At 61.5% G+C, this 20,043-nt stretch carries 19 protein-coding genes; 11 read left to right on the top strand and 8 right to left on the bottom strand.

Going from position 1 to position 20,043, the window contains the following annotated elements; genetic code table 11:
* Window positions 1–38 precede the first annotated feature (38 nt).
* Window positions 39–620, bottom strand: coding sequence for a TetR/AcrR family transcriptional regulator (locus E2F50_RS05880; protein WP_425375358.1), 582 nt, complete (start codon window positions 618–620; stop codon window positions 39–41).
* A gap of 247 nt (window positions 621–867) precedes the next feature.
* On the opposite strand from E2F50_RS05880, the gene E2F50_RS05875 reads away from it, so the two are divergent.
* Genes E2F50_RS05875 through E2F50_RS05865 form a run of 3 tightly spaced genes read left to right on the top strand, consistent with a single transcriptional unit; the run spans window position 868 to window position 4,612 of the window.
* On the top strand, window positions 868–1,344 hold the full coding sequence (locus tag E2F50_RS05875) for a (2Fe-2S)-binding protein (RefSeq protein ID WP_133315078.1): 477 nt from the start codon (window positions 868–870) through the stop codon (window positions 1,342–1,344).
* Window positions 1,341–2,324 (top strand): FAD binding domain-containing protein, encoded by a 984-nt coding sequence (locus tag E2F50_RS05870; protein WP_133315077.1) that lies wholly within the window; start codon window positions 1,341–1,343, stop codon window positions 2,322–2,324. Before E2F50_RS05875 ends, E2F50_RS05870 begins: the two co-directional genes overlap by 4 nt.
* Window positions 2,321–4,612 (top strand): xanthine dehydrogenase family protein molybdopterin-binding subunit, encoded by a 2,292-nt coding sequence (locus E2F50_RS05865; protein ID WP_133315076.1) that lies wholly within the window; start codon window positions 2,321–2,323, stop codon window positions 4,610–4,612. Before E2F50_RS05870 ends, E2F50_RS05865 begins: the two co-directional genes overlap by 4 nt.
* Before the next feature lie 31 nt (window positions 4,613–4,643).
* Here the strand turns inward: E2F50_RS05865 and E2F50_RS05860 are convergent, their stop codons facing one another.
* Window positions 4,644–5,597 carry a LysR family transcriptional regulator gene (locus tag E2F50_RS05860; RefSeq protein WP_133315075.1) on the bottom strand — a complete coding sequence of 318 codons (954 nt, stop codon included), beginning with the start codon at window positions 5,595–5,597 and terminating at the stop codon, window positions 4,644–4,646.
* Window positions 5,598–5,704: 107 nt separating this feature from the next.
* On the opposite strand from E2F50_RS05860, the gene E2F50_RS05855 reads away from it, so the two are divergent.
* Window positions 5,705–6,313 (top strand): NADPH-dependent F420 reductase, encoded by a 609-nt coding sequence (locus E2F50_RS05855; RefSeq protein ID WP_133315074.1) that lies wholly within the window; start codon window positions 5,705–5,707, stop codon window positions 6,311–6,313.
* Between the two features lie 53 nt (window positions 6,314–6,366).
* Here E2F50_RS05855 and E2F50_RS05850 read toward each other — a convergent pair whose 3' ends face one another.
* Window positions 6,367–7,062 carry a sulfite oxidase-like oxidoreductase gene (locus E2F50_RS05850; protein WP_133315073.1) on the bottom strand — a complete coding sequence of 232 codons (696 nt, stop codon included), beginning with the start codon at window positions 7,060–7,062 and terminating at the stop codon, window positions 6,367–6,369.
* A gap of 86 nt (window positions 7,063–7,148) precedes the next feature.
* On the opposite strand from E2F50_RS05850, the gene E2F50_RS05845 reads away from it, so the two are divergent.
* The 3 genes from E2F50_RS05845 to E2F50_RS05835 are packed head-to-tail and all read left to right on the top strand — an operon-like array spanning window position 7,149 to window position 9,941.
* Window positions 7,149–8,321: an aminotransferase gene (locus E2F50_RS05845; protein ID WP_133315072.1), complete on the top strand. Its 1,173-nt coding sequence runs from the start codon at window positions 7,149–7,151 to the stop codon at window positions 8,319–8,321.
* A 27-nt stretch (window positions 8,322–8,348) separates the two neighbouring features.
* Window positions 8,349–9,605: a DUF763 domain-containing protein gene (locus E2F50_RS05840; RefSeq protein WP_133315071.1), complete on the top strand. Its 1,257-nt coding sequence runs from the start codon at window positions 8,349–8,351 to the stop codon at window positions 9,603–9,605.
* Window positions 9,606–9,662: 57 nt separating this feature from the next.
* Window positions 9,663–9,941 (top strand): hypothetical protein, encoded by a 279-nt coding sequence (locus E2F50_RS05835; RefSeq protein ID WP_133315070.1) that lies wholly within the window; start codon window positions 9,663–9,665, stop codon window positions 9,939–9,941.
* 89 nt (window positions 9,942–10,030) lie between these two features.
* Here E2F50_RS05835 and E2F50_RS05830 read toward each other — a convergent pair whose 3' ends face one another.
* From E2F50_RS05830 to E2F50_RS05815, 4 genes are all read right to left on the bottom strand, one after another.
* Window positions 10,031–11,236 carry a pyridoxal phosphate-dependent aminotransferase gene (locus E2F50_RS05830; protein ID WP_133315069.1) on the bottom strand — a complete coding sequence of 402 codons (1,206 nt, stop codon included), beginning with the start codon at window positions 11,234–11,236 and terminating at the stop codon, window positions 10,031–10,033.
* A 15-nt stretch (window positions 11,237–11,251) separates the two neighbouring features.
* A complete protein-coding gene (locus tag E2F50_RS05825) occupies window positions 11,252–11,893 on the bottom strand; it encodes a TetR family transcriptional regulator C-terminal domain-containing protein (protein ID WP_133315262.1) in 642 nt (213 codons plus the stop codon).
* Between the two features lie 224 nt (window positions 11,894–12,117).
* Window positions 12,118–13,365, bottom strand: a complete 1,248-nt coding sequence (locus E2F50_RS05820; protein ID WP_133315068.1) for an MFS transporter — start codon at window positions 13,363–13,365, stop codon at window positions 12,118–12,120.
* Window positions 13,365–14,720, bottom strand: coding sequence for an LLM class flavin-dependent oxidoreductase (locus E2F50_RS05815; protein ID WP_202615405.1), 1,356 nt, complete (start codon window positions 14,718–14,720; stop codon window positions 13,365–13,367). Before E2F50_RS05815 ends, E2F50_RS05820 begins: the two co-directional genes overlap by 1 nt.
* A gap of 91 nt (window positions 14,721–14,811) precedes the next feature.
* Between E2F50_RS05815 and E2F50_RS05810 the strand changes: the two genes are divergently transcribed.
* The 4 genes from E2F50_RS05810 (at window position 14,812) to E2F50_RS05795 (ending at window position 19,164) form a co-directional block, all read left to right on the top strand.
* Window positions 14,812–15,375: a helix-turn-helix domain-containing protein gene (locus E2F50_RS05810; protein WP_133315066.1), complete on the top strand. Its 564-nt coding sequence runs from the start codon at window positions 14,812–14,814 to the stop codon at window positions 15,373–15,375.
* 534 nt (window positions 15,376–15,909) lie between these two features.
* A complete protein-coding gene (locus tag E2F50_RS05805) occupies window positions 15,910–16,653 on the top strand; it encodes a helix-turn-helix domain-containing protein (protein ID WP_425375357.1) in 744 nt (247 codons plus the stop codon).
* A gap of 244 nt (window positions 16,654–16,897) precedes the next feature.
* On the top strand, window positions 16,898–18,361 hold the full coding sequence (locus E2F50_RS23330) for a DUF305 domain-containing protein (RefSeq protein ID WP_133315065.1): 1,464 nt from the start codon (window positions 16,898–16,900) through the stop codon (window positions 18,359–18,361).
* A gap of 569 nt (window positions 18,362–18,930) precedes the next feature.
* Window positions 18,931–19,164: a hypothetical protein gene (locus tag E2F50_RS05795; RefSeq protein WP_133315064.1), complete on the top strand. Its 234-nt coding sequence runs from the start codon at window positions 18,931–18,933 to the stop codon at window positions 19,162–19,164.
* A 70-nt stretch (window positions 19,165–19,234) separates the two neighbouring features.
* On the opposite strand, the gene E2F50_RS05790 is transcribed toward E2F50_RS05795, so the two are convergent.
* Window positions 19,235–19,987 (bottom strand): endonuclease/exonuclease/phosphatase family protein, encoded by a 753-nt coding sequence (locus E2F50_RS05790; protein WP_133315063.1) that lies wholly within the window; start codon window positions 19,985–19,987, stop codon window positions 19,235–19,237.
* Between the last annotated feature and the right edge of the window lie 56 nt (window positions 19,988–20,043).

Raw genomic sequence — 20,043 nt, 5'->3', positions numbered from 1 at the left:
TTTTGACGACCAAGTCAACAATTGTTGCGCGGATGCAGCTACCGTTTGGCGCGCAACCCGTCCATCAGCAGGCCGATCAATCGGTTGGCGCTCGCGCGCCATTCCGGAGAATCCGGGATGGAATAGATGCTAGACATGGCATGCATCAGATCGTTCTGCTCGATGTCCTTGCGGATGAGATCCTGTTCGCGGGCAGCCGTCAGAAGCCCTTCCATGGCGATGCGGATGCGGCCGAAGCCCTCGGAGAACAAGGTCGAATTGGAATTTGCAATAATCTTCAGGCTGGCTGCCATGCCCCGCTTGGTGGCCATGTAGTTGACGAAGCGCAGCATCCATTCCTGCAGTGCCACGTCGGCCGCATGTTTTTCGGCAAGTTCCGATGCCGCACTCGCCAGGCTCTCCAGCTCGCGGCGATAAACCGTTTCCACCAGATGCTCGCGGGTCGGAAAGTGCCGGTACAGTGTGCCAATGCCGACGCCGGCGCGGCGGGCGATATCTTCAAGCGACGTCTCGACGCCATTTTCTGAAAAGGCGGCCGCGGCTGTTTCCACCAGCTTGTCGCGGTTTCGACGCGCATCGGCCCGCAGTTTGGCGGGTGTGGGCGATGGTGCAGTCGGCAAGGCCGAGGCCAAAATGATAACTCCGGCAATGAAAGGCTTGACGAAAGCATGCAAGCCATTAAGTTAAACGGAGGCGCCTCCGCTTAACTGGAGCGCCTCGCACTTCTTAATGCAGATGGGGACCGAATGCCATGCCGAAAGATGCCGGTCTTCTCTCGCACCCATTCAACTAGCGCGCCGTCACCGGGCGGCCAGTGCACTCTACATCATGAATTTTCCATTCTCGTGACGATAGCAGGAGCTTATCATGACACGAACCATCCAATTGACGCTCGATATCAACGGGCACAGCCATGAGCTCGACGTCGAGCCGCGCGTCACCCTTCTCGACGCGCTGCGCGAGCATCTCCTTCTGACCGGTACGAAGAAGGGCTGCGATCAGGGTCAATGCGGCGCCTGCACCTGTCATGTGGACGGGAAGCGGGTTCTTTCCTGCCTGACGCTCGCGGCCCAGGTCGAGGGCCGCCAGATCACCACGATCGAAGGAATTGCTGCCGAAAACGGCGACCTGCATCCGGTTCAGGCTGCCTTCCTAGAGCATGATGCCTTCCAGTGCGGCTATTGCACGCCGGGTCAGATCATGTCGGCCGTTGCCTGCATCAAGGAAGGCCATACAGGCTCGGACGAGGAAATCCGCGAATACATGTCCGGCAATCTCTGTCGTTGCGGCGCCTATAACAGCGTTGTGGCGGCGGTGCGCGAAGCGGCGGAGGCTGCCCGATGAGAGACTTTTCCTATTTCCGCGCGACATCGGCGGAAGACGCCCGTCAGGCCGCGCTCCAAGCCAGTGCTGTGATGCTGGCCGGCGGCACGACCCTGCTCGATCTCGCCAAATGCGGTGTCGCAGAACCTGAAGCCGTTATCGACATCACCCATTTGTCAGGTCTCGACGGCATTGCCGTCAACCAGGAGGGGGCGGTGATTGGCACGCTTGCAAAAATGGCCGCTGTTGCCGATCATCCCGACATCAAGGCATGGTTTCCTGCCGTCTCGGAATCGCTCTCGCTTGCGGCTTCGGCCCAACTCCGCAACATGGCAACAATCGGCGGCAACCTTCTGCAGCGTACCCGCTGCGCTTATTTCCGTGATCCGCTGACTTTTCCCGCCTGCAACAAGCGTAATCCCGGCTCAGGCTGTTCTGCTCTCGGCGGAGTGATCCGCAATCACGCGGTGCTCGGCGTCAGCGAGCAGTGCATTGCCAGCTATCCCGGCGATCTGGCAGCGGCGCTTGTCGCCTTGGATGCGGTCGTTGATCTCGGCCAACGTCAGGTGCCGGTCGACGATTTCTTCCTGCCCTATGACCATGCACCGGAGCGGGAGACGGTGCTGCAGCCCGGCGAAATGATCCTCGGCATCAGCATTCCGGCGTCCGTTGCGGCCAGGAACTCCACCTATCTCAAGGTTCGCGACCGGCAGTCCTACGAATTTGCCGCGGCAAGTGCGGCCGTCGGATTGGAGCTCGAAAGCGACAACCGGACTATCAAGGACATTCGCGTTGCCTTGGGCGGTGTTGCCAGCAAGCCATGGCGGGCCCGTGCCGTCGAGCAGGCGCTGATCGGCAAGGCGCTGGAGGAGCAAACAGTCGCCCGGGCCGCCCGCCTCGCCATGGATGGTGCTGTCAGCTACGGCGACAATCTCTACAAGATCGAACTGGCTCCGCGCGTGATCACCCGCGCCATCATGAAAGTTGGAGGTCTCGCATGACCATCATGGAAACCCGCAAGCACGGCAGTGCCGCCGATGGCCTGGTCGGTGGGCGACTGTCCCGTTTCGAAGGCGATCTAAAGGTCACCGGCGCCGCCACCTATGCGCTGGAATACCCGGTCGACGGCCTGGCGCATGCCGTTCTCGTGCAGAGCACCATTGCCGCCGGCACGGTCGTTGCGGTCGATGCCTCGCAGGCGCTGGCGGTGCCAGGCGTACTGATGGTGCTGACGCCCGAAGACGATCTGGGCCTGATGACCGCCTCGGACTGGTACGGCAATCGGCCGGAGAACCAGCCTTTCCTGCCGCTGCCGCGCGAGGTCACCTATAACGGCCAATCGATTGCTGCCGTGGTCGGCGAAAGCCGCGAGCAAGCAATCGAAGCGGCCAAGCTCGTCCGCGTCATCTATGAGGAAAAGCCAGGCATCGCCGATATCGACGATGCGAAGGCCGGCAAGGGCAAGTTGATGGACAATCTCAGCGTCGCCTGGGGCGATGCCGAGGCGGCGTTCGCCGCGGCCCCCGTTCGTGTGGAGGCCGAGTATCGCACGCCGCGCGAATATCATGTGGCCATGGAGCCCCATGGCCTGACGGCGAAATGGGACGGCGACCAGCTGACCGTGTGGGAACCGAGCCAATGGACCCACGGCATGCAGCGCAATTATGCGGAATGGTTCGGCCTGCCTATCGAGAATGTCCGGATGATCTCGCCCTTCATCGGCGGTGGCTTCGGCTCCAAAGGCGTGGCTCTGCCTTACGGGGCGGTGGCCGCCGCTGCGGCTCGGAAGCTTGGCCGGCCGGTCAAGCTGGCCGTCACCCGCCCGCAGAACTTCACCAGCTATGGCGGTCGCGCCGCGACGCGCCAGACGATTGCGCTCGGCGCCACTGAGGATGGGGTCCTTCAGGCGATCATCCACCGGGGTGCCAATGAAACCTCCACCTATACGGATTACCCGGAACAGACCGGTGCTGCCACGCCGATCCTCTACAAGGTGGAAAACTTCTCGTCGCAATCGCGGGTCGTGCCGGTCAATACCGTCACTCCGGGAGCGCTGCGCGGCCCGGGCAAGAACCCCAGCGCTTTCGGCATCGAATGCGCTATGGAGGAGCTGGCCTACAAGCTCGGCATGGATCCTCTCGAGCTCCGCCTGAAGAACTATGCCGACCACGATTATCAATCAGGCAAGCCTTGGTCGACGCGCCAGCTTCGCGAAGCGCTAACGCAGGGTGCCGAAGCCTTCGGCTGGTCGAGGCGGAGCCACGAGCCGCGTTCCATGCGCGACGGGCGCCAGTTGGTCGGCTGGGGCATTGGCTGCGGCACCTTTCCCGTGCTGCGGGCCCCCAGCGCTGCCATGATCCGCATCCTTGCCAATGGCCGGGTCGAAGTGGTCAGCGGTGCCATCGACATGGGGCAGGGAACCTATACGATCCTTGCCCAGACCGCGTCCGAAGCATTGGGTGTTCCGGTCGACCAGATTGATGTCGTGCTTGGCGATTCGAGGCTGCCGGGCTCCGCAATCGCCGGCGGTTCCATGTTGGCGGGATCGATTACCGGGGCGGTGCACAAGACCGCAGCGGCTGCCCGCGACGAATTGATCGGGCTGGCACTGAACGATCCGAATTCGCCGCTGCGCGATACCGGCGCCAATACCTTAACCGTCAGCAATGGGCGGATCGCCTCCGAACTTGGCCAAGGTCCTGCGTTGAGCCTGCCGGAGCTGATGGCGGCGCTCGGCCGCACCGAAATCGAGGTCGTGCGCAATACGCTGCCGGAGGATGCGCAGAGCCTCACGGATCAGAATGCCGCCTGGAGCAGCATGGCCAGGGTCCAAGGCCCGACCATGGGCGATTATTCCATGCATTCATGGTGCGCGCATTTTGCTGAAGTGCGGGTGGACGAGGATTTTGGCACTGTCCGGGTTTCCCGCATCGTGTCCGCCTTCGATTGCGGCCGGCTCTACAATCCGAAGATGGTGGAAAGCCAGTGGCGCGGCGGCATCATCATGGGCATCGGCCAGGCTTTGTTCGAGGAAGGCCTGGTGGATGGCCGCAACGGGCGGACCATCAACAACAATGTCGGCGATTATCTGGTGCCGACCAATTCCGACATTCCTCATATCCAGGTGATCTCGGTCGGTGTGCCGGACCATCAGGCATCGGCGCTCGGCGGCAAGGGCGTCGGCGAAGTCGGTATCGTCGGCGTCGCACCGGCCATTGCCAATGCCGTCTTCCATGCCACCGGAAAACGCGTCCGCGACCTGCCGCTGACGCTGGACAAACTGCTCTGACAATCAGGCATCCGGCCGTTGGGCCGGATGCCTAGCTTTGCTTGCGAAAATTCGAGGCACCGAGGCTGCCGGCGAAACGCTTGGCTAGACCGTTCCTGCGGAAATGCTCGGTGATGAAATCGACGAAGACGCGGGTCTTGGCGGGCAGCAGCGTCCTGCTCGCATAGTAGATCGAGATCGTGCCGATATCGGCATACCATTCCGGCAGCAGCCGGATGAGCTCGCCCCTTTCGAAATACATCACGCCGTCCGGCATGGCGATCATCGCAACCCCGAGGCCGAGGCTTGCAGCGCGGGCCACGGCGGCGGGGTCGTTCATCACGATCTTTTCGGTCAGCGCAGCCGGCATCTCGTCGCCCGCCGCGTTGCGCATAATCCATTGCCGGATACGGCCGGTATTGGAGGAGCGTAACTGGATGCCCTCCAGTGCGGCCAATCCTGCGGGATCGGGCGGCAGAGCCCGACCCCGCATATAGGCTGGTGATGCGACCGCAACGATATGCGCCGGCGCGAGAACGCGTGAAACGGTTCCGGACGATAATTCCAGGCCGCCGCCGATCGCCGCATCATATCCTTCCGCGATCAGATCCACCTGGCGGTTCTCAAAGGTCCATTCCGGACGGATCCGAGGATAGCGCGCCATGAAATCCGGCAGCAGCGGCAGGATATAGTTGGTTCCGAAATGCGGGCTCATGCTGACCTTCAGCACGCCGGCCGGCTCCCCGCCTTCCAGCGAGACCTCGGTAATGGCCGTCTGCAATGCCCCGACATGATCGCGGATTTCCGAAAGAAAGCGTTCGCCAGCTTCCGTCAGCGTCAGCTTGCGGGTGCTGCGCTGGAAAAGCCTGATGCCGAGGTTCCTTTCCAGCGTCGCCACATTGCGACTGACCGCAGCAGGCGTAAGCGCCAGCCGCCTGCCGGCCGCCGAAAAGCTACCGAGTTCAGCGCTGCGAATGAAGGCTTCCAGATTGGCAAGGCTTTCCACTTTAGGACTATCTTCAAAGATTTGTTGAAACTGAAGCGCAACATTACAGACTAATGGAGAGGTAATCCAGATGCGATATTCAGTCCATCGAAGCCAAACAAAAAGGAATGCAAATCATGACCATCGGTATCATTGGCGCCGGCAATATCGGCGCAGCAATCGCTCGCACATTGGCCCGCAACGGCATCAGTGCCGTGATCGCCAACAGTCGCGGTCCGGTGTCGCTTGAAACCTTCACCGCCGAACTGGCGCCGTGGATTTCCGCCGTCAGCATGGAAGAGGCCGCCAAGGCAGATATGGTCTTCGTTGCGGTTCCGTGGTCAAAGCTGCCGCAGGCCATGTCCGGCTTGCCGGACTGGAACGGCCGCATCGTTGTCGACACCAACAATCCGATCGAAGCACCGCTGTTCAAGCCAGCCGATCTCGGCGGCCGCTTGTCGAGCGAGATCTTTGCCGACTTGGTTCCCGGCGCCCGCGTCGTGAAAGCCTTCAACCACCTGCTGGCCGCCCTGCTGCAGAGTGATCCTCAGTCCGAAGGCGGCAGACGTGTGTTGTTCTATTCCGGCGATGACGACAGCGCCAAGGCAGACGTTGCAGCGCTGATCGACAGGCTGGGCTTCTTCGGCATCGACCTTGGATCGCTCGCGGTTGGCGCCAAGCTCGCGCAGTTCCCGGGCGGCTCGCTGCCAGCCATCAATCTGGTCAAATTCGACTAAGGCTGTAGGTGCAGTTCGGGAGGACCATGTCCTGCCGTCTTCCTGGATTGCCACTAGTCGTCGGAGTAACGTTCCTCGGCCCAAGGGTCGCCGCGCATGTGGTAGCCGTTCTTCTCCCAGAAGCCGGCCTGGTCGCGGTCGAGGAAGTCTATCCGGTGGAGCCATTTGGCGCTTTTCCAGAAATATAAGTGCGGCACGACGAGCCTTACGGGCCCGCCGTGCTCTTCCGTCAGCGGTTTTCCTTCCCAGGCCGTCACGATGATCGCGTCAGCGACCGCGAAATCCGGGAGCAGCAGATTGGTGGTATAGCCGTCATAGCTGGTCAGCATAACGGCAACCGCCTCAGGCTTCGGATCGACGGCATCAAGGAAATCACGCGTAGACACGCCTTTCCAGTTGTTGTCGTAGCGGGACCAGGTCGTCACGCAATGGATGTCGGAGCGTATTTCGCTCTGCGGCAGGGCCTGCAAGGCGGCCCAGTCGAACGTCATCGGATGGTTGACGAGGCCGCGCACGTCAAGCTTCCATTGCGCCGGCGAAACGCGAGGCTGCTGACCAAGATCGAGCACCGGCCAGTTCTTGACGAGATGCTGTCCGGGCGGCAGCCGGTCGGTTTCGGGGCGGGTTATACGCCCCGTCAGAAACTTGCCCGCTTCAGCCCATTTGCGCTTGGTAAGGGTGAGCTTGGAATCGGCGGACTGGCCATTTTGGGCGGCCTGCTGATCCTCAGGATGAATGTCGTCGGCCATGAACGTTCTCCTTGCGTCGCCCGATAATCTGATGAACATGTGCGGCAAATCAACCGCCTTTGTTGCAAATCGCTTTCCGGATTATCATGCCTTTGTTCAATTCCCATGTCGAAAAGCTCTCCCCGCCGCCTGTCCCTGCCGTTGCCGCCTGGGGACGCGCCTATGACGGCAAGCAGGGCCCGCTGATCGATCTTTCGCAGGCGGTGCCGGGATATCCCGCCCATCCGGACATGCTGAGACTGCTCGGCGAAACGGCCTCCTCGCTTGCCTTTACCGGCTACGGACCGATTGAGGGCGAAACAAAGCTTCGGCAGGCTTATGCCGAACATTTTTCAGAGGTCTATGGCGCCTCCTTGGGGATGAGCAACATCCACATCACCTCCGGCTGCAACCAGGCCTTTATCTGCGCTGCCATGGCGGTGGCCGGGCCGGGCGATACGGTGCTAATGACCGAGCCCTTCTACTTCAACCAGGAAACGACGCTCACGATGATGGGCGTCAGGACTGCCTTCGTGCCCTGTGCTGCCGAAAACGGTTTCCTGCCGGATCTGCTCGACATTGAAAAGGCGATCACCGGCGGCGTGCGGGCACTGGCCCTGGTATCGCCCAACAATCCGACCGGTGCCATCTATCCGCCATCGCTGCTGGAAGCGGTGTTCAGGCTCTGCCGGGACAAGGGCATATGGCTGATCCTCGACGAGACCTATCGCGATTTCCTGCCCGCTGCCGGCCAGATGCCGCATGGTCTCTTCCAAATCGAAGGCTGGGAGGAGGTGTTGATCAGCCTTTACAGTTTCTCGAAAAGCTTCTGCATCCCCGGCCACCGGCTAGGCGCCATTGCGGCCAGCGAGGTGGCCGTCTCCCAGGTCGCCAAGGTCATGGACAATCTGCAGATCTGCGCACCGCGGTCCGCCCAGGCCGCCGTTGCGCAAGCGCTGCCGCTGCTGGCCGACTGGCGTGAAGAAAACCGCCAGGAAATCGGTCGCCGTGCCGAAGCGCTGAAAGCCGTCATGCGCGGCCTCAACGACTGGAAGCTTGATGCGATCGGTGCCTATTTCGCCTTTGTCCGCCATCCTTTCGCCGGCAGGGGGTCCGCTGAGGTGGCCGAACAGCTAGCGAAACGGGCCGGCATCAGCTGCATTCCCGGCGCGTATTTTGGCGAAGGCCAGCAGGATTACCTGCGCTTTGCCTTTGCCAATGCGGACGCGCCGACCATCGCCCTTCTCGAAGAACGTTTGAAGAACTTTTCCCTGTCCTGACGGTGTCCGCCCGTCTATAAACGGAACATGGTTCAAAGAGCAGGTAGCGCCGATCTTCCGCTTCATGGCGGCCGGGTTCCCCGGTGGCTCGGCGAGCGCATGACCAGGCTCGGTTCTGTCATCACCGAGGCGATCGTCATCCATTACGGCCGCGACGAGCTTTTGCGGCGGCTGGCACATCCTTTCTGGTTCCAGTCCTTTGGGGCGGTAATGGGCATGGACTGGCATTCGTCCGGCATCACCACCAGCGTCATCGGCGCGCTGAAGCGCGGTCTGACGCCGATGTCGGGCGAGCTCGGCATCCATGTCTGCGGTGGGCGCGGTCGGAATTCGCGCCAGACCCCGGACGAACTGATCGCTATTGGCAACCGCGTCGGTATCGACGGCACAGCGCTCGCCACGACCAGCCGCCTCGTCGCTAAGGTGGACAGCGCAGCGGTTCAGGACGGTTTCGATCTCTACCTGCACGGCTTCATCGTTACCGACGACGGAAAATGGGTGGTCGTGCAACAGGGCATGAACGGCGACAGGGGCCAGGCACGGCGCTATCATTGGCTGTCGGAAGGCATTGCCAGCTTCGTCGATTCTCCCCATGCTGCGATCGAAGGCCGAGGGCAAGGGGAGATCGTCAACCTCGCCGATCACCGCGCCGGAGCCTCGCGAAAAGGTCAGCTCGATCTGCTCGCCACGCTCGGGCCGGACCGGATTGTCAAGGAAGTGATCGCCATCGATCCCTCGCGCAAGAAGAAGGAGCTGGCGCAGCCTATGCTGCCGTATCTCATCATGCCGGCACATCACGATGTGCGTGAGGAAGACGTCAATATGCGCCGCCTGCACGGCACGCTGGCCGCCGCGGCCGATCGCGGCCCGGAGGATTTCGAGCAATTGCTGCTGACCCCCGGCGTCGGCGCCCGCACGGTCAGTGCGCTTGCCATGGTTGCCGAGGTGGTCCACGGCGCGCCCTGCCGCTTTTCGGATCCCGCCCGCTTTTCGCTCGCTCATGGCGGCAAGGACCGGCATCCGTTTCCGGTGCCGATCAGGGTCTATGACGAAACGATCAAGGTCATGAAGTCGGCGGTCGGCAAGGCCAAGCTCGGCCGCGAGGAAGAGCTGCAGGCGCTGAAGCGGCTCGACGATCAGGCGCGCCAGCTCGAGCGATATGTGACAGGTCCCGACCTCAAGGAAATCGTCGCCGGCGAATTCCGCCAGAGTCACGAATGGGGCGGCCGCAGCGTTTTCGGATGGGAGCCGCCGGAAGAGAAGTTGGATGAACGCCGCGGCTGATTGCGGAACGATGATGTCTGCCGATGGTTGTGAAACGAACAGCCAAGGAGGCAGATCATGTCAGACGACAGCACAAGCAACCAGGAAGCCGCCCGCTTCGGCAGCAGCCAGCCGAACATCGCCAAGAGTTCGGGCACCGGTGAAGTGCCGCACAAGCAGGGGGCCGAGCCGACGGCGGCCGATATCAACAAGGCGCGGAAAGTCTGGGGCGCCGACGGAACCAGCGATCCGAGCGGGCGTGTGGCCGATGCCGGCGACGGAGGCGGAAGCCATTCCATGCCCTATGATGTCGAAACAGCCTCCGATGTCATCGGCGGCCAAACCAAGCCGGAGTAGCCCGGGGCCCCTATGAATATGCCCGGCCATGCGGCCGGTAGCCCAAGGCCTCCGTCACCAGATATCGGCTGGAATGCGACGGTCTTCAGTTATTGGACATGCAGCGTGGCTTCCTTGTGCAAGGAGGCGACGCGGCTGGCGAGGTCGGCGATGCGGTCCATTGCCGTTGACAGCACATCGTCGGGAACGGTCAGGGAAATGCGCAGGAAGCCGGCTGCCTGGTCGCCAAAGGAGGTGCCCGGCATCACTGCGACCTTTTCCTCGCGCAGCAGTTCCCAGGCGAATTCCTCACCGCCGAGGCCGGTTGCCGTGACATCGAGCAGGATGAACATACCGCCTTCGGGTGGCATGGGCTTCACAAGATTGCTGCCGGCGAACGCCTGTTCGACGATCTCGGCCCGGCGCCGGTAATTGTCGCGCATCACGTCGGCCGTGTCGAAATGCTGCGACAGCGCCAAGGCTGTCATGTCGGAAATGAAGGGCTGTACGCCGAACAGCATGGTTTCCGAAACCGGCAGCAGCTTTTCGCAGAACTCTTCCGGGCCAGCGGCCCAGCCGCTGCGGAAACCCGGCGCCGCATGGGATTTGGAGATCGACGAAACCACAATGGTACGCTCCGCCAGTTCCTGCATGTCGAAGGGCGACGCGAAGTCGGTGCCATCGAAGATCAGTTCCTCGTAGACTTCGTCGCAGAGGATCCACAGATCGTGCTTGCGGCAGATCTCGCCGATCGCTGCAATTTCGGTGGCAGTTAGTACTGCGCCAGTCGGGTTATGGGGCGTGTTCAGGAGCAGCACGCGTGCTTCCGGCGTGATGGCGCGCTGCAGGTCTTCCGCCTGCAGGTGGAACTTTTTTTCCGGGCGCAGCGGTACCGGGATCATATGAGCGCCGGTCGATGAGATGACGCCTTCATAGGTCGCGTATAGCGGATCGCCGACCAGCACGCCGTCGCCAGCTTCGACCAGCCCCGTCATGACGCTGTAGAGCGCCGTCTGGGTTCCGGGGAAACAAAGGAAATTGCGCTCGCTGACGCCGGGCCGTCGTTTGGCATATTTCTCCACCAGCGCCTTCAGCACCGGCGGCTCGCCGCGGCCGTTGGAATAGCGGGTGCGACCCGCATACATGGCCCGCGCCGCCTCGTCGAGCAGCGCCTTGTCGGGCTTCACATCCGGCTCGCCGATCGTTAGCTCGATGATATCTTCTCCTTCGGCCTTCATGCGGCGTGCGGTCAGATGCAGGGCCCAGCGGCCGGAGCCGAGATGCGCGAGACGGTCGGTGATCGAGGCATAACGCATCGGTATTTCCTTTTGTTATCGTTGTCTTGCCGAAAGATGGCCGGGCTGAAGGCGCAGCAATGCTTCGACGGATGTCAGGGCATTATCGGCGAGTTCGCTGTCGCCAAACATGTCGGACGCCAGCGTGCCTTCCAGCCAGAGGCCGTCGACCAAAGCGCTAAGCGAAATGGCCAAGCCGTGGCACTGGCTTTTGCTGATCTCCCGTTGTTCCTCGATGAAGAAGGCCGTCAGCAGGCTTTCCAGCGCATCCAGGAAGGCCCGGTAGTTTTCATGGTGGATAGCAGCAAAGCTCGGATCGATCTGGATATGGCTGATAAAGGCGGCCCAGAGCGACAGGGTGCGCGGATCGGTGACGGGTGGCGTGACATTGGCGATGATGAAATGGCGAAGACGGTCGCGCGCCGTTTCTCCTTCAGCGGCCGCCCGGATGGCGGTCTCGGTCATGCCGGCCATGACCTTGCGATAGGCCTCCTGCAGCATCTGGTCCTTGGTGGCGAAATAGTGCCGGATCAGCCCGCCGGTGACGCCAGCGCGCATGGCGATCTGCCGCACCGTCGCGCCCTGGATCCCGAATTCAGCGATGCAATCCAGCGTCGCGAGGATGAGATCTTCGCGCCGCTCGGCCTCCGAGGCCCGCGTATAGCTACGCCGGACCACGCTCATTGGCTGCGGGCCAGGGGGCGCAAATGCGCTTGTCGAAACGCCAGGGGGAAAAACGAGGAGCGTGTGGCGTTCATCAGATCTCTCAGGTCCCGGCCAAGCGCGGTTCATCCGTCGAGCCAGGTCGTTTGCAACAAAGCTTTATTATACGGTTGAGTAATTGGCGCACAAGGGGACGAGCTGTTTCCCCACTTGCGGCGCGGGCGCCTGTCGCGCCTTGGTCAGCGTCGTCCGCCGGCAAGTTTTGCTGCCTCCGGCTTGGTCCTGAGGATCAGCATGCAGGCGGCGCCCACAGCCGGTCCGATGGCCAGCACGGCAAAACTCCAGCGCCAGCCGCCCAGCCAGTCGGCGAGGTGCGGCATCAGCCAGATCATCAGGATGGTCAGGGCAAAACCCATGCCCATCTGCAGCGAAAGTGCCGTTCCGATATAGTTGCGGTCCGCCAGTTCCGTGACGGCGGCGGAAAACTGAGCAGAATCGCCGATGATCGAAATGCCCCAGGCGATCACCACGAGGGCCAGCAGCCAGAACGGGCCGTCGAAGACGAAGCCGATCAAGACTGCGCAACTGCCGGACACGATCATCATGCCGGCCGTGGTCGCTGTGCGTCCGAAGTGGTCGGAGAGGATGCCGCCGGCAAAGCAGCCGATGACGCCGGAGGCGACAGCCAGAAAGGTCAGCAGCGACGCCTCGCCGCCGATCACGACGCCATCCGCCTCGAATGCTGCAGTCAGATAGGCGAGCAGCCAGGCCCACATGGCATAGAGTTCCCACATATGGCCGAGATAGCCGCCATTGACGAGCAGCAGGTCGCGGTCCTTGAGAACTTGGCCGATCTGGCGGGGATCGAACAGTGCTTTACCGAAAAGGTAGGGGCCTTCGCGGGTGAAGATGAGGAAGATCAGCGCGCCCACCAGCGTCGCAGCGCTTGCCAAGAGCACGACATTGCGCCAGTCAACCGCTGCCGATATGCCGCGAAACAGATGCGGTAGCGACGAGCCGGCGGTGATGGCGCCGATCACGCTTGCCAGCGCCAGACCGCGCCCCGACACGAACCAAGTGGAAACCAGTTTCAGCGCCGGAGGATAAACACCAGCCAGCGCAAAGCCGGTGACGATGCGGCAGAAGACGGCGCCGGCAGGCCCTGGCTCCAGAACCAGAGCGAGGTTTGATAGTCCGGCAAGCAGGGCGGAGCCCGCCATCAGCCGGTTCATGCGGACCAGGTCCGGCAGATTGAACAGGCTTGCCGAGAGCGCGCCGATGACGAAGCCGATCTGTACGCCATTGGTCAGCCAGGCCGCCGAATTTTCCGACAGCGCCCAGTCCCGCTTCAGTTCCGGCGCGATGGCATTGGCCGAGAACCAGCAGGAAAAGCACAGGACCACCGCAACCGACAGCAGCGCCAGCCTAGCCCAGCGGCCTCCAGCAGGGATGTCCGTAGCGGTCGACGCGTCGTCCAAGGTCTTCATCACCCCGCCCTATGCTTCGCTCCCACATGCCGATCCGGCAATCTCGGCGTACCGAACAGCTTGTCGCGCAGAGTGCCGTCGCTATAGCTTGTCTTGTAAAGGCCGCGCTCCTGCAGGATCGGAATGACCAACTCGATGATGTCGTCGAAACATTCCGGCACGACGGTGCGCGACAGGTTGAAGCCGTCGACGCCCGCCTCATCCATCCATTCGGCAAGCCTGTCGGCGATCCGTTCCGCCGAGCCGACCATCGGTGCTTGTCGGCTTCCGAGGACCATCTGTTCCAGAAGCTTGCGCTTTGTCCATTGCGGGCCGGCTGTGCGGGTCATCGCCTCGACATTGGAGACGATGGCGGTGCTCTTGCCGGTTTCGATCGGCTCATCCAGATCATAGCGGGAAAAGTCGATGCCGAGCGAGGCGGCCGCATGCACCAGCGCCCCTTCGGAACTCGCATAGGCGCGGTAATCCTCGAGTTTCTCGCGCGCTTCCTTTTCCGTGCGACCCGTCACCACCGTTGCGCCGACGAAAATCTTGATGTCTTCTGCCTGCCGGCCATAGCCCACCGCACGCCCGCGGATATCGTCGACAATGGCTTTGACGCCGTCGATCTTCTGGCCGTTGACGAAGACGCATTCCGCATGGCTGGCGGCGAACTGCCGGCCGCGGGTCGAGGAGCCGGCCTGGTAAAGCACCGGCGTGCGCTGCGGCGACGGTTCGCAAAGGTGGATGGCGTTAAGATGGTACTGCTTGCCCTGGTGGTGGATCTTCCGCACCTTGGACGGATCAGCATAGACATGATTGGCGCGGTCGAAGACCACTGCGTCATCATCCCAACTGCCTTCCCAGAGCCGGTACATCACCTCCATATATTCGTCCGCCAGATCGTAGCGGTCGTCATGCGCCGCCATGCCTTCGAGCCCGATCGCCTTCGCCGCACTGTCGAGATAGCCGGTGACGATGTTCCAGCCGATCCGCCCGCCGGTCAGGTGATCAAGCGTCGACATGCGCCGGGCAAACAGAAAGGGTGTCTCATAGGTGAGGTTGGCGGTGACGCCGAAGGAGAGATGTTCCGTCACCGCCGCCATGGCCGGCACCAGCAGCATCGGGTCGTTGACCGGCAACTGCACCGCGCCTTTAAGCGCCGCCGCACCGTCGCCGCCATAAACGTCGTTGACGCCTACCACGTCGGCAAAGAAAATTCCGTCGAACAGGCCTTTCTCCAGCCTTTTGGCGTAATCCGTCCAGTAGCGCAGTTCGGCATAGCGATGCGACTGGTCGCGGGGATGCGCCCAAAGGCCCTGCTGGATATGCCCCACGCAGTTCATGTCGAAGGCATTGAAGCGAATTTCCCGCATCACGCGGTTCCTCGTCCGGTTGCGAATGCTCGGTGTCTCTTATAGGATCTGTTCGTCCACTATATAAGACGATCAGAGGAAGGCAAGCCAGTTGAGCGGCAGTGAAAAGGATCCGGCAGAAGCAATCGCCACCCGGCTGAAGGCCGAGCGGGAAGCGCGGGAATGGTCGCTGGCAGAGCTGGCGGAACGGGCCGGCGTTTCCAAAGCGATGATCAGCAAGATCGAGCGCAAGGAGGCGAGCCCGACCGCAACCGTGCTCGGCCGGCTGTCGGGCGCTTTCGGCCTGCCGCTTTCAGTCTTGCTGGCCTTGGCCGAACGGGAAGAGCTGCGCAGCAGAGCCTACGAGCGGCAGCCTGTCTGGACCGATCCTGAAACCGGCTATACGCGCCGCGCCGTTTCGCCGCCCAATGCGCCGATCGAGCTTCTGGAGGTTGACCTGCCGCCCGGCGTGCGCGTGCCTTATCCCGCCTCGGCCTTCGCCTTCCAGCACCAGCAGATCTGGGTTCTCGAAGGCCTTCTGGATTTCCGGGAGGGGCCGGTGCTGCACCATTTGCGCCAGGGCGATTGCCTGATGCTAGGCCCGCCAGCCGATTGCGTTTTTTCAAACCCCGCCAAAGCGCCGGCCCGCTATCTCGTCGCCCTGACGCGGCGGTGAGGGCCGCTGAGTCTATGGTCGCGCAAGCTTTTGAGATATGGCATTTCTAAAATCTCCTATGTCACGCGGTAACCTCAAGGTTTTAGGATCTGCCACCGTGCGCTGGCTGTGAGGGGCGGGCGGTTTTTCATGGTCATTCTAGCCGGCCGCCTGTTGCGCCTCTACCATCGCCTAACAAACCTGGCGTCCGCCATTTAGAAGCCAATCCTGAACCCACCGCCCCTTCAACGCGTGAAGCAGGAGTCTTGTTGGACGGTACTGCCGGCAGGAAGCGGTGTATGTACGCCGTGTGAGGCCGACTGATTCCTGCACCTTTTCTTCGCCACCATGCTTTGCGCCTGCGGGACATTGCACCGCCACGTAAGCAGGTTTTGATTTAGTGTGAAGCAATCGGCGAAGAACGAGGTCTCTGGATGTAACCTGGGCAGGCTGGTATAAATGCCAGAAGTTGCGATCCGTCTCCCCAAGAGATTCCGGCTGCCGTCTTAGCTAGACGACCTGGATCACAGCACATGAGATGGATCGACTGGCAAAATGGACGACAAGACTTTGACCGCGCCGCCATCTTTAGGATTTCGAAAGCCATGCGGCGCCTGTGCCAGCTGCGACGTCCGCACGATGGCGGTCTGTGCCGCACTGGCGGACGATGAAGTTGCTGAGCTTGAGAAAATCATGACGTCGCGTAACCTCGTTCCTGACGAGATGCTGGTGAGCGAGGGCGATCCGTTGAGACGGGTTTATAGCCTTACTGCCGGCGTGTTACGCCTCTCAATCGCACTTCCTGATGGCCGCCGCCAGATCACCGGCTTCCTGCTTCCAGGTGATTACTTCGGTCTGGCAGATGATGACGTCCACTCCGCTACGGCGGAAGCGATCGGGGCGGTTCAGCTCTGTTCGTTTACAACCCGCGACATGCAGGCGCTAATGGAACGCTTCCCCAAGCTGAAGGATCGGCTGCACGCCTTCACCCGCATGGCTCTTCGTCAAGCCCGCGACAACCAGGTGATGCTCGGGCGTTTGACGCCGGTCGAAAAGCTTGCAAGCTTTCTTCTGACCTTGTCGATGCGGGCGGCCGAGCACAAGCTGTCCGCCAATCCGCTTTCCCTGCCAATGTCGCGCACTGATATCGCCGACTATCTCGGGCTCACGATTGAGACCGTCAGCCGCTCCTTTACCAAGCTGCGCAATACGGGCCTGATCCAGCTCCCTGAACCGCATATTGTTGAACTGGTCGATAACCGTGGTCTGCAAGCGGTCGCCGGGATGGACTTCCACTAATCCATTCCGTCGACGAGAAAGCCGGGCAGGCTTTTTGGTCGAGACTACAATTCGGTTTGCCCAGGACAGCTGCGGTCCTGTTTACTGCGCTTGATATGGGCCTAGCCGTCATCGCGATGATTCATTGGCGCGGCAGTCGGTGCATTGATTTCAATCAATGCGCGGATGCCGTGCTTTATCTATTCCGCGTGCAGACCCCGGCAAAGCATAAGGCCCGCAACGCCGGGACAACAAGGAAACCATCATGTTCTTTCGTCAATCTGATAAAGGAGTGCCGTCGGCTGGGCGTGCTTCTCTTGCGCTTTTGTGCACGCTTGCGCCTTCAGCGGCGTCGGCTCATGTGAAGTGGTTTGAGGCTTATGAAGTCTCCGCCAAGCCGGTCCCCATCACGACTACGCTTGGCCTTCCTTACTTCTGGCTGGCGCTCCTATTGGTTCTCGGCTTTTTCCTGGTGGCGACCCTCCTAGAGCAGAGGCGGCCGGGGCAGCTAGTATTAGAAGGGCTGGATACTGCCACATCGCCGCTGCGCCGCCATGCAGATCCTTTCTTGCTGAGCGTCATGGCGGCATTTTTTGTAGCTTTGTTCGCCGTAGGCGGGACTTATCTGACGCCTGACCTTAAGACGAAATCCGAACTAGTTCCCTGGGCGCAGATTGTTATTGCACTGCTGATCCCGATGCGCCGCACCCGGCCACTGGCCGCGCTTGCCATCGTGGTCCTGTGGCTATTCACGCTGGGTGCATACGACCTCTTCCACCTGTTTGATTACCTCGCATTGGGTCTAGGGCTTGCAGGCTATTTGCTCCTTTCAGGGATGCCGGATGGGAAATGGCACGACCGCCGTTTCGCAGTGCTACGTTGGGGCATTGCGCTGGCGCTCACCTGGTCGAGCATGGAAAAGTTCATGTATCCACAGTGGTTCATGCCGCTTCTTGAGGAAAAGCCATTCCTCGCGTTTGGTATCCCATTCGGCCCATATACCACAATGGCGGGCGTCGCTGATTTTACTTTGGGGTTCGGTTTGCTCTGGACGCCGCTGGTACGCCGACTGTCCGCCTTTGCTCTGTTTGCGCTGATGTTTGCGGCGGTTTATCCATTCGGACGGGTGGACCTGATAGGTCATGCGACGATATTGGCGTCCTTACTCGTCGTGCTTGCCGATCCTTTGCGCAACAGTGCACTCGAAATCTCGCCCCAGGGTCGCTCCGCGACGCTATACGTACCCGCCGGGCTCGCTGCCGGGCTCGCGGTAACGATGGTGTCGTATGCTGGACTGCATAATATCATCTATGAACGCGCGAGCGGACAAATAGCAGCACTGCTGCGGCCGGAATCCAGCGTCGTCAACACCAACACGGGAGCTGCACCCGGAGCCTTCTGGCGTGGAAACGAGCACTACCATGGCGACGCCGAGGCGAACCGCGCACCTGGCGCAGGGGCTGCCGCGGCGATGATGGCACAGATGCACGCGATGCACGAAGCCGCCAACCGCGTAAACGTAACGGGTGATGTGAATCGCGACTTTGTGGCGTTGATGGTGCCGCATCACCAGGCTGCGATCGACATGGCGCGCACCTATTTGGAGAGTGGAAATGATCCGGAACTGAGGCAGTTGGCTGAGCACATTGTTTCAGAGCAGCAGGCCGAGTTAACACAGATGGAAGCACTGGCCCGCGCCCATTCCAGTAACGTGTCGATGTCGCATTAAGGATAAGGGGCGGCGCGGCTTCTTGAAGCTAGCTGCGCCGCCGTTAAAAGAAAGACCCTGCTTAATATAGTGTCCGGGCCACTGGGTAAGGCAGTGCTGGAAGACCTATGCACCCTAACGGACGGCGCTGTCATCTCGAACATGTTCGCGATCAAGATCGGTAACATTATCAGCTGTGGGCGACTGTGCGCGAACGATTAGCGACCTGCGAGAGCCTCGTAGATCTTATGCCGAGGTGTTCGCTAATTGGTGTCTCAAATTCCAGAAGGTCGCGTCCGACTACACCTCACCCACGAAAAGGCGCTTGCCTTAGGAAAAACCAGTTGGGGAGGCAATTTATCAAGCTGTAGTGTCACCGGGACAAGCCGGGTGAGCGACGTCTGGCGAGCAGTCTTGCTTCAAACTCGTCCCGCGCAGCCTCGTGTATTTTAGCGATCGCGCATGCGGAACAATCGCCATCTGTCCCGGTTTTGCTCTCGTGAGCCAATGACGCCAACCGGTTTGGCGGCGTCGATCCCGATCAGCGGGGCCGCGCCAGCACGTAGCGGCGGCACATAAGGAGAAAGTCCATGCAAGGCAACAAGACCCATCAGCAACAGCGCGATATCCTGCAAAAGCAGGTGAACACCGCCAATGCGGGCGAGGAATTCGACGCCGAAACCGACCTCAAGCGCGGCGATGCGGCCCGCGAGGCGTTTCGGCGCGGAGACAATATCAACATGCGCGCCGCCGATGTCTCGATGAACGACGATCCGGCGATCATCCGCGGTCGCGGCCAGGAAAGCGGCCACAAGAAGGGCTGAGCGAGAGCCTGGCGGCGCTCGCGCCGGCAGAAGGATAAAGAAGGCGCGGCGGAGATTGTCCGCCGCGCCTTCAGACTTCCACCGTCGCCAGGAGCGGCAGGTGGTCGGAGGCGCGGCGGGTGAGCGGCGTCGAAACGGCCTCGACCTCCACGACGCGGATTTCGTCCGAAACGAAGACGTGGTCGAGGCGCAAAAGCGGAAAGCGCGACGGGAATGTCGCCTTGGGCCTTGCGACGCAGGCCGAATGCGCGTCGTTGAGAGCCTTGGCCGCTTGTTTGTAGGTCCTGGTGATCGGCGTCGAATTGAGGTCGCCGATCAGGATGCGGGGCTGATGCGACAACATTTGCTGCCCCAGCCATTCCGGCCCGAGCAGGCAGTTGATCTGCCCCATGCGATCCTTGCCGAACAGGCCCAGATGGGTGTTGAAAATCTGCAGCTTGCGATCGCCGCAGTCTACTTCCACCCAAAGCGCGCCCCTTTGTTCCCCAAGCGAAGGGAGTTCCCCGGCCTTGACCAATCTTGCCGGCAGGGCAGTCAGGATGGCATCGCCATAGCGCTCTTCGGCAATATTGAGGGCGGCGTGGAAATGAAAATCCATGCTCAGCAGGGAGGCGATCACCTGCGCCTGGTCGACGCCGCCGGTCCGGCTGCGGCCGACATCCAGTTCCTGCAGGCCGATAATGTCCGGCTGCAGCAGAGCGATGACCTCGGCAATGCGCGCAGGATCGAGCCTGCGGTCCGTGCCGATGCAGCTGTGGACATTGTAGGTGAGGATCTTCAATCGGCGGGGCGTGGAAATCTTGGCGGCTGTAGGATCGTTCATAGCGCGGGGAACACCTTCGGCGCCGTTTCGTTCCCACCCGGCAAGTCAGCATGCGG

Origin of the sequence: Rhizobium deserti (assembly GCF_004358025.1) — a bacterium.
GTDB classification, from domain to species: domain Bacteria; phylum Pseudomonadota; class Alphaproteobacteria; order Rhizobiales; family Rhizobiaceae; genus Neorhizobium; species Neorhizobium deserti.
Note: the sequence above shows the minus strand (reverse complement) of the source record. Positions and strands in the feature narration are given on the sequence as shown.